The following is a 14,349-nucleotide window of genomic DNA, read 5'->3' on the forward strand; positions in this document are numbered from 1 at the left end:
TTTTCTGGCGCCTACGAGGAAGCGCGCGCGTTGCGCAGGCCGTGACGGGCCGCATGCAGCAGCGCCTCGGTGACCTTGGCCAATGCGGTCGAGCGGATCGACCAGTGTTGCCAGTACAACGGCACGTCCAGCCACCGCCGGGGCGCGATTGGCTGCAGCGAGCCCAGGGCGAAGGGTTGTTCCAGCATGGCCTCCGGCGCCATCGCCCAGCCCAGGCCCAGCGCCGCGCCTTCCACGAAGGCAGTGGAGGAGGGCAGGTAATGCATGGGCGGGGCCAGCCGGGCATGGGTCACGCTGCGGATGAAGCGCCATTGCAGGGCGTCCTTGCGGTTGAACACCAGCATCGGCGCCGCGCCCAGCGATGCTGCATCCAGGCCTTTGGAGAAATGCTTCGCGACGAAAGCAGGCGAGGCAATCGGCAGGTAGCGCATCACCCCCAGCTTCTTCACCGTGCAGCCCTGCACGGGGCGGGCGTCCGCGGTGATCGCGCCGAGCACCGAGCCGTCGCGCAGCAGGTCGACGGAATGATCCTGGTCCTCCACCCGCACGTCGAACAGCAGCCCGTCGTGCTGGTGCGGTTCGACCAGGGCGCCGAGCGCCCAGGTGGCAAGGGAGTCTGCGTTCACGGCAATGGCTATCGTGACCGGCGCGGTGTGTGTCGCTTCGACGGCGAAGTCGCAGAGAATCTCTGCCTCCAGCAGGCGCATCTGCTGCACGCCGCGCAGCAGTCGCTCACCCGCCGGCGTGGCCCGGCTGGGCGATTGGCGCAACACCAGCACCTGACCCAGGCGATCTTCCAGCGCCTTGATGCGTTGCGAGACGGCCGACGGGGTCAACGCGAGCCGTCGCGCGGCGCCATCGAAGCTGCCTTCGTCCAGTACGGCGACGAAGGCGGCCAGTTGGGGGTTGAGCATTCGCATGGGCGCACCCAAAATTAGAAAATCTGAATTGACTTAAGCAAATATAGTTTTACTGATGCAGACGGCTATTCGAAAGTAGGCCTCCTTTCGTGAGGTCCGCATGCTCGCATCCGCTTATCTCGCCGGGCTCGGTACCGGGGCCGGCCTGATCGTCGCCATCGGTGCGCAGAATGCCTTCGTCTTGCGCCAGGGACTGCAGCGCCTGCATGTCGGTGCGGTGGTACTGGTCTGCGTGCTGGCCGACGTCGCGCTGATCGCCCTGGGCGTGGCCGGCATGGGGCTGGCGGTGAAGCAGCAGCCCGGGTTGCTGCAGGTCCTGCGTTTCGCGGGTGCTGCCTTTCTCGCCTCGTATGGCGTGTTGGCAGCGCGACGTGCCGGGCGCGGCGAAAGCGGCCTGCGTCCGGCCGATGCAACGGCGGGCGGGCAAGGCCGCACGGTGCTGGCCTGCCTGGGATTCACCCTGCTCAACCCACATGTTTATCTGGATACCGTGGTGCTGCTCGGCAGCTTGTCCACCCATTACCGGGGTGGCGTCCAGTGGTCGTTCGCAGCTGGGGCAGGTACGGCCAGCTTGCTGTGGTTCACGGCGCTGGGCTACGGGGCGCGGCTGCTGCTGCCGGTATTCCGCAGCCCGGTTGCCTGGCGCGTGTTCGACGTGCTCGTGGCGTTGCTGATGTGGGGGCTGGCTACCCTGTTGCTGTTGCGGCCAATGGCCTGAGGCCGGCAGGGCACGAAAAGCTGGCGAAGGAGCGTTTGGGGGAAGGCGGCCGCCCTCTTGTGTCGATGGCGATGCACTACCATTTCGTCCCCGATTCCATCCCCGAAGAGCTTGATCCATGGCTGTCCTGAGACTGGCGCTGGCCCAGCACGATTTCCCGGTCGGCGCGGTCGCGGCGAATGCCGCGAAGGTGGGCGACCTGATGGCGCAGGCCCGCGGCGGCGGCGCCGACCTCGTGGCGTTCCCCGAGCTGACCCTCTCGGGCTATCCGCCGGAAGACTTGCTGCTGCGCCCGAGTTTCCTCGCTGCCTGCCAGCAGGAGCTGGATGCGCTGGCCGCGGCGACGGACGACATGGCCGCGCTGGTGGGTTTCCCGCACAGCGAGGGCGAGGTGTACAACGCCGCCGCGCTGTTGCGCGAGGGCCGCATCACGCAGGTGGCGCACAAGCAGGCGCTGCCGAACTACGGCGTGTTCGATGACAAGCGCTACTTCCGTCCCGGTCATGCCAGCACGGTGGCCACGCTGGCTGGCGTGCGTGTCGGCCTGTTGATCTGCGAGGACGTGTGGCGGCCCGAGCCGGCTGCCGCGATGGCGCGTGCCGGCGCCGAGCTGATCGTGGTGATCAATGCCTCGCCCTGGGACGACGCCAAGCAGGCCGAGCGCGAGGCGGTGCTGGTCGAGCGCGCCAGGGAGACCGGCTGCGCGCTGGCCTACCTCAACCTGGTCGGCGGGCAGGACGAGGTTGTGTACGACGGCGGCTCATTGCTGGTGAACGGCGACGGTTCGGTCGCGGCGCGAGCGCCAGCCTTCGTCGATGCGCTGCTGTGGGCGGAATTCGACCCGGCGACACGCAGCCTGCAGGCCGAAAACTGGCCGGTCGCCACCGACGCCTCGGCCGAGGCCACGCTGTACGCCGCGCTGGTGCGAGGCATCCGTGACTACATCGACAAAAACGGTTTTCCCGGCGTGCTGCTGGGCCTGTCCGGTGGCATCGATTCGGCGTTGACGCTGGCGCTGGCGGTGGATGCGCTGGGAGCAGATCGCGTTGTCGCGGTGATGATGCCGACGCGCTATACCTCGCAACTGTCGCTGGACGGCGCGCGCGTGCAGGCTGAGCAGCTGGGGGTGGACTACCACGTCATCGGCATCGAGCCGATGACCGAAGCCTTCCTCGCTGCGCTGGCACCCGCCTTTGCCGGCAAGGCTGCCGACACTACCGAGGAAAACCTGCAGTCGCGCACGCGCGGCGTGACCTTGATGGCACTGTCCAACAAGCACGGCAAGTTGCTGCTCGCCACCGGCAACAAGAGCGAGATGGCGGTGGGCTACTGCACCCTGTATGGCGACATGTGCGGTGCCTATGCGCCGCTCAAGGATGTCTACAAGACGGCGGTGTATCGGCTCGCACGCTGGCGCAACGCCCAGGCTGGCGGCGAGGAGGCGATTCCGGTGGCGGTGATCGACAGGCCGCCCTCGGCCGAGCTGCGCGACAACCAGACCGACCAGGACTCGCTGCCGCCCTACGAGGTGCTTGACGCGATCCTGGAGCGCTTCATCGAGGGCGAGCAGTCACAGGCCGAGATCATCGCGGCCGGTTTCGCCGCCGACGTGGTGCATCGCGTGGTGCGGCTGGTGCTTGCCAACGAATTCAAGCGCCGCCAGTCCGCGCCGGGGCCGCGCGTCACTACCCGTGCGTTCGGCCGCGAAAGGCGATACCCGATCACCTCGGGCTGGCGGTGAAGCCTGCGCGGCATCCTAGTCGTTGCCGGTAGTTATAGATGCTGCCGACGATCATCAGGATGATCGACCGCAGCGAGACGAGCATGACCGACCGAGGGCTGATCCATCGGCCTTGCCTGGCGGACTGGTAGATCTCTTGTGGCGTTCGGCCAAAGCCCGGCCCCGGGTAGTAAAACGCTACCCATGCGCCCAGCAGCAAGCCGCAACCGCTGAAGGCCGATGCGGGCGGCCTTTCGGTCTAGAGGGTGGCCACGGCGGTCAGCAGCAGGATGCCGGTCCATATCCTGTGACCTTTGCGGCTGCCGGATCTGCTTTCCTGGCTCATGGCGATTCCGGCGCAGCGGCTCTCATGGAAATGGCGGAGCTTGCATAAAAAAACCGGCGATCGCTCGCCGGTTTCTGTTGTACTGACCTGTCGGCATCAATGGTGCCGCATGAAGGGAACCATCTTGCGCCACTTCGCCACTTCGTGCGGCCAGGTGGGATCCTTCAGGTAAGGGTGATCCGGGTAGTTGAGCGCCAGCACCTGGCGGGTCTGATCGGCCAGCTTGTCCTCTTTCAGCGCAAGGTAGCTGCGAGTGAGGATGGCCAGTGCATCACCGGTCTGCGGCGCCTGCTGGTAGTGCTCGATCACGTACTGCGCGCGATCCGCCGCACCGACATAGACGCGATTGAACAGGTAGAACTCGGCCACGTTGACCTCGTACTGCGCCAGCACGTTGCGCAGGTAGATCATGCGCTGGCGCGCATCGGCAGCATAGGCGCTGTTGGGAAAGCGGCGCGACAGCTCGGCAAAGTCGTCGAAGGACTGCAGGTTGTAGCCCTGGTCACGGCGCGACTGCGCCTGCTTGTCGCGGGAAACCTTGTCCATGAAGCCGGTAGTGCGGTCGAAATTGATCAATCCGCGCAAGTAATAGGCATAATCGATGTGCTTGTTCGACGAATCGGCCTTGATGAAGCGGTTGATCGTCGAGTACGCGTCTTCCCACTGGGCGTCCTTGTACTGCGCGTAGGTCAGCTCCAACTGGGCCTGTTCGTTGTAATCACCGGCGGGGAAGCGCGCGATCAGGCGTTGGTAGTCCTTGATGGCGGCGGAGTAGTCGGCATTCTCCAGCGAGACGTGTGCCTTCTTGTACAAGACGTCCACCGGCATGGTGTCGATGTTGTCGCGCTTGTGGTGGAACAGCGAGCAGGCGCTCATCGCCAGCGCCAGACCAAGCAAGGCGAGTGTCCTGAGGCAGAACCGGGTGGTCGTCGGCAGCTTGGGCGAGTCGATAATTGAACGCATGGAAAAGGATCGTATGTTGGATCGAAAGGGCATGATAGCTGAAACCGGAGCCGCCCCGCGGCCCGCGGTCCGCTACACGAGGGCTGTTGCATGACCGTGATAAGCCACGAGGCTAGGGTGCCGCTGGCATTGGCCGGACGCAGGTTCGACCAGGTGTTGGCCGAGTTGTTCCCTGACTACTCGCGTTCGCGCCTCACTGGCTGGATCAAGTCCGGTGCGGCCACCCTGGACGGCGCGATGGCGCCGCCCCGCCTGCTGCTGAAGGGCGGCGAACTGGTACAGCTGGAAGCCGAGCTGGAAACCGAGGTGGAGAGCGCGCCGGAAGACATCGCCCTGACCATCGTGCACGAGGACGAACACCTGCTGGTGCTCGACAAGCCCGCCGGCCTGGTAGTGCACCCCGGTGCCGGCAAAGCCTCCGGCACTCTGCTCAACGCTTTGCTGCACCACGACCCGAAGCTGGCCGAGTTGCCGCGCGCGGGCATCGTGCACCGGCTGGACAAGGACACCAGTGGCCTGATGGTGGTGGCGAAGACGCTGCCCACCATGACTGCGCTGGTGGAGAGGTTGTCCAACCACGACGTGCAACGCCAGTACGAAGCCGTGGTGCTGGGAAGCATGGTGTCCGGCGGCACCGTGGACGCGCCCATCGGCCGCAGCATGGGCGACCGCCTGCGGCAGGCCGTGCGCGAGGACGAAACCGGCAAGCATGCCGTGACCCACTACCGCCTGCGCGAACGCTTTCGCGCGCACAGCCTGCTCCAGTGCAACCTGGAAACCGGCCGCACCCACCAGATCCGCGTCCATCTCACGCATATCGGCCATCCGCTGGTGGGGGACCCGCTTTACGGTGGTGGTCTCAAGCTGCCGAAGCGCGCCATGCCGGAGCTGGTCACTGCGTTGCGCGGCTTCCGCCGGCAGGCCCTGCACGCCGAGCGGCTCGCGTTCGAACATCCGGCGACGGGGGAGGCGCTGTCTTTTGCCGCGCCACGCCCTGACGACATGAACGTCCTGATTGCGGCCTTGCGTGACGACCTTGCCGCCCACGGCCACGACGACTGATTGCATGATCGACCCCTGGCTCTTCCCCGATTGGCCTGCTCCCGTGCACGTGCACGCGGTCGTGAGTACGCGCGAAGGCCCGGGTGTTTCGGCGCCGCCGTTCGGTCGTTTCAACCTCGGCATGCGCAGCGGCGAGTCCACCGAGGTGGTCGGCAGCAACCGCGACGTGTTGCGGCAGGCACTGGGCCTGCCGAGCGCTCCGCGCTGGCTGCATCAGGTGCATGGCACCACCGTGGCTGAGCTGGGTCCGCTGCCCGGCGGACACGAGCCGCAGGCCGACGCCGCCGTGTCGCGCATTCCCGGCACCGCGCTCGCCATCCTTACCGCCGACTGCCTGCCGGTGTTGTTCTGCACCGACGATGGCAGCGCCATCGGCGCGGCACATGCAGGCTGGCGTGGCCTTGCTGCCGGCGTGCTGGAAGCCACCATCGAACAGATGCAGGCGTCGCCGGCGCGGCTGATGGCGTGGCTGGGGCCGTGCATAGCCGGGGCTTCCTACGAAGTGGGCGAGGAGGTGCGCGCCGCCTTCGTCGATCGTGCGCCCGGCGCGGCGACCTGCTTCGCGTCCACGCGACCGGGTCACTGGCATTGCGACCTTGCCGCGTTGGCACGGCAGCGACTGGCCGCCGCCGGCGTCGCACGCGTGCATGGCGGCGGTTTCGACACGTTCCAGGACGTGCGGTTCTATTCGTACCGCCGCGAAGGCGCGCGCAGTGGGCGTTTCGCCAGCCTGATCTGGCTGGCCGAAGGCTGAATGTCCGTACCCGCATGGCGCCATCGTCCCAATTGAACGTTGCACGTCTGGCGTCCGGGCGGATCCCCTCCGTCCGCTGAAACCTTGACGTTTTCCCCGCATGCCGGCTGCTTGAATCGCTGGCGGCCACCCGCATCTCAGCGGGCAGTGGCGGCCAGTCCGCCAAACCTTTCGTGGGGATCAACCGATGCGGATGGACAAACTCACCTCGCGTTTCCAGCAGGCGCTGGCCGACGCACAGTCGCTGGCCGTGGGGCGCGACAACAACATGCTGGAATCCGCGCACGTGATGGCGGCGCTGTTGAACCAGCAAGGCGGCTCGACCGCGCCGCTGCTCACGCATGCGGGCGTCAACGTGCCGGCGCTGCGCCAGCGCGTGAACGAGCTGCTCGACCGCCTGCCCAGGGTCAGCGGGCAGGAGGGCAACATCAATGTGGGCAACGACCTGTCGCGCCTGCTCAACCTCACCGACAAGCTGGCGCAGCAGCGCGGCGACCAGTTCATTGCCAGCGAGTTGTTCGTGCTGGCGGCGCTGGAGGACAAGGGCGAGCTGGGCTCGGCGCTGAAGGCGGCGGGTGCGACCAAGGCGAACCTCGAGGCCGCCATCGAGCAGGTGCGCGGCGGCGAGAAGGTGCAGAGCGAGAACGCCGAGGACCAGCGCCAGGCGCTGCAGAAGTACTGTATCGACCTCACCGAGCGCGCCGAGTCCGGCAAGCTCGATCCGGTGATCGGTCGCGACGAGGAGATCCGCCGCACCATCCAGGTGCTGCAGCGGCGCACCAAGAACAACCCGGTACTGATCGGCGAGCCCGGCGTGGGCAAGACCGCCATCGTGGAAGGCCTCGCCCAGCGCATCGTGAAAGGCGAGGTGCCGGAAGGCCTGCGCGATCGCCGTGTGCTCGCGCTGGACATGGGCGCGCTGATCGCTGGCGCGAAGTTCCGCGGCGAATTCGAGGAGCGCCTCAAGGCGGTACTCAACGACCTCGCCAAGAACGAAGGCCAGATCATCCTGTTCATCGACGAACTGCACACCATGGTCGGCGCCGGCAAGGGCGAAGGTGCGATGGATGCGGGCAACATGCTCAAGCCCGCGCTCGCGCGTGGCGAACTGCATTGCATCGGCGCCACCACGCTGGATGAATACCGCAAGTACATCGAGAAGGATGCGGCCCTCGAGCGCCGCTTTCAGAAGGTGTTCGTGGGCGAGCCCTCGGTGGAAGACACCATCGCGATCCTGCGAGGCCTCAAGGAGCGCTATGCCGTGCACCACGGCGTGGAGATCACCGACCCGGCCATCGTCGCCGCCGCCACGCTCAGCAACCGCTACATCCCTGACCGCCAGCTTCCCGACAAGGCCATCGATCTGATGGACGAGGCGGCCTCGCGCATCCGCATGGAGATCGACTCCAAGCCGGAGGAGCTGGATCGTCTCGAGCGCCGGTTGATCCAGCTGAAGATCCAGCGCGAGATGCTGAAGAAGGAAAAGGACGTCGAGTCGAAGCAACGCCTCGCCGACCTGGACGCCGACATCGCCAAGCTAGAACGTGAGTTCTCGGACCTCAACGAGGTGTGGAAATCCGAGAAAGCCGCGCTGCAGGGCGCGACCAAGATCAAGGAGCAGATCGAGCAGGCGCGCACGGAACTGGAAGCGGCTCAGCGCCGGCAGGACTACGCCAAGATGAGCGAGATCCAGTACGGCAGGCTGCCGGAGCTGGAGAAGCAGCTCGCCGTCGCGCAGGCTGCCGAGACGCAGGAATTCACCCTGGTCAAGGACAAGGTCACCGCCGAAGAGATCGCCGAGGTCGTGGCGCGCTGGACCGGCATCCCGGTGGCGAAGATGCTGGAAGGCGAGCGCGAGAAGCTGCTGCACATGGAGGACGACCTGCACCGGCGCGTGGTGGGTCAGGACGAGGCGGTACGCGCGGTGTCCGATGCCGTGCGTCGCGCACGTGCCGGACTGTCCGACCCCAACCGGCCCAGCGGTTCCTTCCTGTTCCTCGGGCCCACCGGCGTGGGCAAGACCGAGCTGTGCAAGGCGCTGGCCGAGTTCCTGTTCGACACCCAGGACGCGATGGTGCGCATCGACATGAGCGAATTCATGGAAAAGCATTCCGTGAGTCGCCTGATCGGCGCGCCCCCAGGCTACGTGGGCTATGAAGAGGGCGGCTATCTCACCGAGGCCGTGCGCCGCCGTCCGTACAGCGTGATCCTGCTCGACGAGGTGGAGAAGGCGCATCCGGACGTGTTCAACATCCTGCTGCAGGTGCTGGACGACGGCCGCCTCACCGACGGCCAGGGTCGCACGGTGGATTTTCGCAACACCGTGATCGTGATGACCTCCAACCTTGGATCGCAGCTGATCCAGGAGCAGGCCGGCGATTCGGAAGCGGATTACGTGCAGATGAAGGCCGCGGTGCTAGGCGTGGTACAGGCGCACTTCCGCCCCGAGTTCATCAACCGCCTCGACGAACTGGTGGTGTTCCGCCCGCTGGAGAAAAAACAGATCCGCCGCATCGCGCTGATCCAGCTGACCGCGTTGGAGAAGCGTCTCGCCGAACGCCAGCTGAAATTCGAGATCAGCGAGAAAGCACTGGATCTGCTCGGCAACGTGGGTTTCGACCCGGTATACGGCGCACGACCGCTGAAGCGTGCGATCCAGCAGCAACTGGAGAACCCGCTGGCCAAGGAGATCCTCGAAGGCCGTTACGCGCCAGGCAGCATCATTGCGGTGGACGTGGCCGGCGGCCACCTGGTGTTCCGCAAGGGTTGAGCGTGCCGGCGATCGTCGCATTGCCTTCATGAAACGAAACGGCCGACCCGAAACCATCGGGCCGGCCGTTTCGTCTGCGATTTCCGTCAATAGCCGGCGGCCAGCCCGGCAGGTCGACGGCGATCGTTGGCACCCTCGAGTGCACCGGTCTTCGGGTCGACCAGGATGGCCTCGTCGGCACCCCACGACTGCACTTGCCTGAACTTGTAGCCCATCGCCTCGAGCTGCTTCTGCGCTTCGGGCGCGAACAGGCCGGGCTCGATCATCACCGTGTCCGGCAGCCATTGCATGTGCATGCGCGGCGCGTCCACCGCCTGCTTGATGTTCATGCCGAACTCGGCCACGTTGAGGAAGCTCTGCAGCACGGTGGTGATGATGGTGGAGCCGCCGGGGCTTCCGATCACCATGTAGAGCTTCTTTTCCGGGCCACGCAGCACGATGCTGGGCGACATGGAGCTGAGCGGGCGCTTGCCGGGTTCGATCCGGTTGGCTTTGTCCTGAACCAGGCCAAAGGAGTTGGGCACGCCCGGCTTGGAGGTGAAGTCGTCCATCTCGTTGTTGAGGAAGAAGCCGGTGTCGCCGGCGATCTGGCCGTTACCGAACAGGTAGTTGATCGTGTATGTCACGGCTACCGCATTGCCGTGGCTGTCCACGACGGAGTAGTGGGTGGTGTTGGTGCCTTCCTCCGGCCCCAGGCTGCCCTTGACCTCGGAGGACGGCGTTGCCTTGCCGGGCAGGATGGTGTCGCGCAGGGCGGCCACGTGGTCGGGCGCAAGCAACTTCGCTATGGGGTTGTGCACGAAGGCAGGATCGCCGAGGTAGGTGTTGCGATCGGCGTAGGCGCGTCGTTCGGCTTCGATGATGGCATGTGCGCCGTTCACCGAGCCGTAGCCCCATTTGGCCAGCGGATACGGTTCCAGTATCTGCAGGATCTGGCAGATCGATACACCGCCGGAACTCGGTGGTGGCGCGGCGACATAGGTATAGCCGTGGTACGTGCAGGTGATCGGGGTTTCCCACTGCACCGTGTAGTCGGCGAAGTCCTGCAGCGACAGGAGGCCGCCATTGGCGTCGCTGCCGGCGACGACGTCCTGCGCGATGGGGCCCCGGTAGAAGGCGCCGGTGCCGTCCTTCGAGATCAGTTCCAGCGTTTTCGCCAGCTGCGGCTGGCGCAGGCGGTCGCCCGGTACGTAAGGCTTGCCCTGGTTGAGGAAGATCGCCGCAACGTTGGGGTGCTTGGCGAAATCCTTCACGCGCTGATTGAGGACGTTCACGTCACCCTGGTCCAGCTCGAAGCCATCGTTGGCCAGCTTGATCGCCGGCGCGATCACCTGACCTAGCGACATCGTTCCGTATTTCTTCAAGGCGGTATCGAGGCCCATCACCGTGCCGGGTACGCCCACGCCGAGATAGGTGCTGGTGCTCTTGCCATGGATCACGTTGCCCTTGGCGTCCTGGAACATGGTGGGTGTGGCCTTCAGCGGGGCCTTTTCGCGGAAATCGAGGAACACGTTCTGGCCGTTGGCCAGATGCACCAGCATGAAGCCGCCGCCGCCGATGTTGCCGCAGCAGGGGTTCACCACCGCCTGCGCGAAGCCGACCGCCACCGCAGCGTCCACGGCATTGCCGCCTTCCTTGAGGATTTCCACGCCAACGTCCGAGGCAAGGTGCTGGTCGGAGACCACCATGCCGTGCATCGCCGTCACCGGCCTGGCGTTGGCGAGCTCCGCCATCGTGGTGCCATGCGCGGTGGCGTCGAGTGCCTGCTGGGGAATCGGCGCCTGCTGCGATGCGGCTTGTGCCACGGGGACTGCCGCCAGCGCGGCGGCGAAGCCCCATAGGGGAACTGACTTGGTCATGTGGCGAACCTTATGGATGGCGCGGAATATCGCCGGGAGCGGTTTCGAGGGCGCGGAGGCGACGGTTCGAAGAGGCAAGGACGCCGGCCGCAAAAAAAACGGCGCAGCCGAAGCCGCGCCGTTTGGGGTGAGTCGTTACCAGCTGTAGCGCACCTTGCCGTACACGTAGGCACCGTTGTAGCCGAACGGCGAGAACGTCGAATAGGGCAGGGTGCCGTTGTTGCTCTGGCTGGCGATGTTCTTGTCCGGATAGGTGTCGGTGGCGTCGTCCACACCCAGGGTGAAGGTCCAGCTCTGCCAGCGATAGCTGCCGGACAGGTCCAGCACCCACTTCGGAGTGAAGGTCTGGTCCACCACACCCGTCGTTGGGTTGTAGCTGGCGATGTTGCTCACGTAGCTGGTGTAGCGGCCGTAGCGGGTCAACGTGCCGTTGAAGCTCCAGTTGCCGATGCCGTACTGCTCGCCGAGGATCAGCTTGCTGCGCGGCGTGGAGTTGGCGAGGTAGCCTTCGATGTCCTGGCGGTTGAGGCGCACGAAGTTGACGCCGAGGTTGTCGAGCACCGTTGGGTTGGGTTTGACGCTGGTCACCACGTTCTGGTTGTAGTTCGCGCTCAGCGTGGTGGTGAACGTGCCGATGTTGCCGAGATCCTTCACCCAGGTGCCCACGAAATCCACGCCGCGGGTGCGCGTGTCGCCGGCGTTGGTGAAGTAGTCGACGCTGCTGTAGTCGAGATTGGTGACGCCGTTGGCCGCGAGGTAATTGACGACGGTGGGCGACGTGGTGGAGATGGCGCCGGACAGCGCGATGCGGTTGTCGATGTAGATCTGGTACACGTCCATGCTGAGGTTCAGCGTGTCAGTGGGATTCCACACCGCGCCGAAGGTGTAGTTGCGCGACTTCTCCGGCTTCAATGCCTGGGCGCCGAGCAACTGGGCGATCTGGCTGGTCGCCGGCACCAGGCCGCTGTTGTAGATGCCGGGCGTCAGGCCTGCCGCGTTGCCTGCGGCGTAGTACAGCGAGGAGATCTGCGAGAAGTACTCCTGGCCCAGCGAAGGCGCGCGGAAGCCGGTGCCTGCGGTGCCGCGCAGGGCGAAGCTGTCGGTGAAGTCGTAGCGCAGCGAGATCGAACCCGAAGTCGTGTTGCCGAAGTCGGAGTAGTCCTCATGGCGCACCGCCAGCGAGGCACCGAGCTTGTCGGTGAGGTTGGTTTCGAAATCGAGGTACTCGGCCACGTCGTGGCGGGCGGCGTCCACCGCGTTGGCCGGCTGCCAGCCGGCGAAGCCCTGCGCGCCGCCGGAGACGCCCGAGGTGCCCACGTAGTACGAAGCCAGGTCGCCCGGCGCGATCTGGTAGGTCTGGCGCCGGTACTCGGTGCCGAATGCCATGGTCAGCGCATTCGGCAGCCAGCTGACGTTGAGATCCTTGGCGATGTCGATGTCGAACGACTGCTGCCCGGCCGTGAGGATGCCGTCGCGGAATACCGTGGGCGAATAGCCGAAGTCGTGGTAGTAGGCGAAATTCATGGTGTCCTGCGTCTCGTACGAGACGCGGTTGGCGCCCTCGTTGGCCGAGACGTCCCAGCGCCAGCCGTCCACCGTGCCGCGCAGGCCAGCCACGAACGACTGGTCGAAGGAATTGGAGTTCTCCAGCGGCAGGAAGCCGTCGGGGTAGTACGCCGCCATCAGCTTGCTCTTCGGCGACGGCGAGTTCAGGCCGTAGCGGAAGAACGCCGGCGAGATGCTGTCGCGGTTGCCGTAGTGGCCGAAGGCGTAGAACTCGACGTCCGGCGTGATGTCGTACTGCATGTTGACCATCACGTTGTTGCTGTGCACCCATGGGTCGCCCTGGCGGTAGTTCACGCCCAGTGCCTCCCATGCCGGCGAGCGATCGTCGGGGCCGGCGCGGTTGGTGTTGTCTTCGTTGCCGCTTTCCACGGTGAAGCGCATCCAGCCCTTGTCGTCGCCGAGCGGAATGCCGAAGTTGGCCGAGCCCAGCCACTGCCGGCCGTCGCCGGCCGAGTACTGGCCGCCGCTCACTTCCACGTCGCCGCCCTGGGCGCCTTTCTTGAGGATGATGTTGATCACGCCGGCAATGGCGTCGGAGCCGTATTGCGCGGAAGCGCCGTCGCGCAGCACTTCGATGTGGTCGATGGCCGAGACCGGAATGGTGTTGAGATCCACCGGCTGCGAGCCGCGGCCGATCACGCCGTTGTTGAGCAGCATGGCACCGGGATGCCAGCGTTTGCCGTTCACCAGCACCAGTACCTGGTCGGGCGACAGGCCACGCAGCTGTGCCGGGCGCTGGGTATCCGCGGTGTCGGCGGCGGACGGCCGCGGGAAATTCAGCGAAGGGATGATGCGCGCCAGCGCAGTGGGCAAGTCGGTGGTGCCGGTCTGCTGCAGCACTTGCGCGGACACGACGTCGATCGGCGTCAGCGCACTGCTTTCGGTGCGGTTCGCGGAACGCGTGCCGGTGACGATCACCGTCTCCAGCTTCTTGGCATTGGCGGCCGTGGTGCTGTTGTTGTTGTTGTCCTGGGCGGCGGCCGGTGTGCCGACGAGCGCGAGCAGCACGGCGGCAGCCAGCGCGCTGGGAAGCAGGATGCGATTCGAGTTGTTCTTGTTCATGGTGTCTCCCCGGAGTGATTGATGCATTGCAGCAACTGCAGGCTAACGTTGCGACTGTCATGCGTCAACAGCCGTATAGACGTCCAAATGAAACAAGTCGCCTTTCTGGAGGTGGTACGATTCTCCACATTTCCCTCCCTGCAGCCTGCTGGGTGACCCGGTCTGCTGTCCATGCGCCATCCGTCGCATTGAAAAGCGGAGCCCGGCACCGAATAATGGGATGCTGCCGGGTCGCTTGCCCGATCAGGCAGCCACGGAGTAATCATGCCCATCTACGAATTCGAATGCAGCCAGTGCGGTCACCGTTTCGACCGCCTGCAGAAACTGTCCGATGCCGATCCCGCCGACTGCCCCCAGTGCGGTGCGCCCAAGGTGCATCGTCGCGTGAGCGCACCCTCGTTCCGCCTGTCCGGCGGCGGTTGGTACGAGACCGACTTCAAGAAGGACGGCGACAAGAAGCGCAACCTCGCCGGCGATGGCGCCGCCGCCCCGCCAGCCGCCGCCACCCCAGCGGCAGCACCGGCCCCTGCCGCCCCTGCGCCAAGTTCCTCGTCCGGCGATTAGCCTGTGCGGAAGCGGCGCGAGGTATGCCGTTCCGGCCTTCCCGAG

General features: G+C 65.7%; 10 protein-coding genes. 6 read left to right on the plus strand and 4 right to left on the minus strand.

What is annotated here, in order from left to right:
- Window positions 1–11 precede the first annotated feature (11 nt).
- Entirely contained in the window at window positions 12–920 is a 909-nt protein-coding gene (locus IHE49_RS00090) for a LysR family transcriptional regulator ArgP (RefSeq protein WP_192153756.1), read from the minus strand.
- A 100-nt stretch (window positions 921–1,020) separates the two neighbouring features.
- Between IHE49_RS00090 and IHE49_RS00095 the strand changes: the two genes are divergently transcribed.
- Together IHE49_RS00095 and IHE49_RS00100 are read left to right on the plus strand one after the other, a co-directional pair.
- Window positions 1,021–1,638 (plus strand): LysE/ArgO family amino acid transporter, encoded by a 618-nt coding sequence (locus tag IHE49_RS00095; RefSeq protein WP_192153758.1) that lies wholly within the window; start codon window positions 1,021–1,023, stop codon window positions 1,636–1,638.
- 118 nt (window positions 1,639–1,756) lie between these two features.
- Window positions 1,757–3,379 (plus strand): NAD+ synthase, encoded by a 1,623-nt coding sequence (locus IHE49_RS00100; RefSeq protein ID WP_192153760.1) that lies wholly within the window; start codon window positions 1,757–1,759, stop codon window positions 3,377–3,379.
- Window positions 3,380–3,800: 421 nt separating this feature from the next.
- Here IHE49_RS00100 and IHE49_RS00105 read toward each other — a convergent pair whose 3' ends face one another.
- Entirely contained in the window at window positions 3,801–4,667 is an 867-nt protein-coding gene (locus IHE49_RS00105; RefSeq protein WP_192153762.1) for an outer membrane protein assembly factor BamD, read from the minus strand.
- Window positions 4,668–4,757: 90 nt separating this feature from the next.
- Here IHE49_RS00105 and rluD point away from each other — a divergent pair, with 90 nt between their 5' ends.
- From rluD to clpB, 3 genes are all read left to right on the plus strand, one after another.
- A complete protein-coding gene (rluD, locus tag IHE49_RS00110) occupies window positions 4,758–5,729 on the plus strand; it encodes a 23S rRNA pseudouridine(1911/1915/1917) synthase RluD (RefSeq protein ID WP_192153764.1) in 972 nt (323 codons plus the stop codon).
- A 4-nt stretch (window positions 5,730–5,733) separates the two neighbouring features.
- Entirely contained in the window at window positions 5,734–6,483 is a 750-nt protein-coding gene (pgeF, locus tag IHE49_RS00115) for a peptidoglycan editing factor PgeF (protein WP_192153766.1), read from the plus strand.
- 187 nt (window positions 6,484–6,670) lie between these two features.
- A complete protein-coding gene (gene clpB, locus IHE49_RS00120; protein WP_192153767.1) occupies window positions 6,671–9,253 on the plus strand; it encodes an ATP-dependent chaperone ClpB in 2,583 nt (860 codons plus the stop codon).
- 86 nt (window positions 9,254–9,339) lie between these two features.
- Here clpB and ggt read toward each other — a convergent pair whose 3' ends face one another.
- Complete coding sequence (gene ggt / locus IHE49_RS00125) at window positions 9,340–11,112, minus strand: gamma-glutamyltransferase (protein ID WP_192153769.1); 1,773 nt, start codon at window positions 11,110–11,112, stop codon at window positions 9,340–9,342.
- A gap of 135 nt (window positions 11,113–11,247) precedes the next feature.
- Window positions 11,248–13,740, minus strand: coding sequence for a TonB-dependent receptor (locus tag IHE49_RS00130; RefSeq protein WP_192153771.1), 2,493 nt, complete (start codon window positions 13,738–13,740; stop codon window positions 11,248–11,250).
- A 264-nt stretch (window positions 13,741–14,004) separates the two neighbouring features.
- Between IHE49_RS00130 and IHE49_RS00135 the strand changes: the two genes are divergently transcribed.
- Entirely contained in the window at window positions 14,005–14,304 is a 300-nt protein-coding gene (locus tag IHE49_RS00135) for a zinc ribbon domain-containing protein (protein ID WP_192153773.1), read from the plus strand.
- Window positions 14,305–14,349: the final 45 nt, after the last annotated feature.

It is taken from the genome of Rhodanobacter sp. 7MK24 (assembly GCF_014842995.1).
In the GTDB taxonomy this organism is placed as follows: domain Bacteria; phylum Pseudomonadota; class Gammaproteobacteria; order Xanthomonadales; family Rhodanobacteraceae; genus Rhodanobacter_A.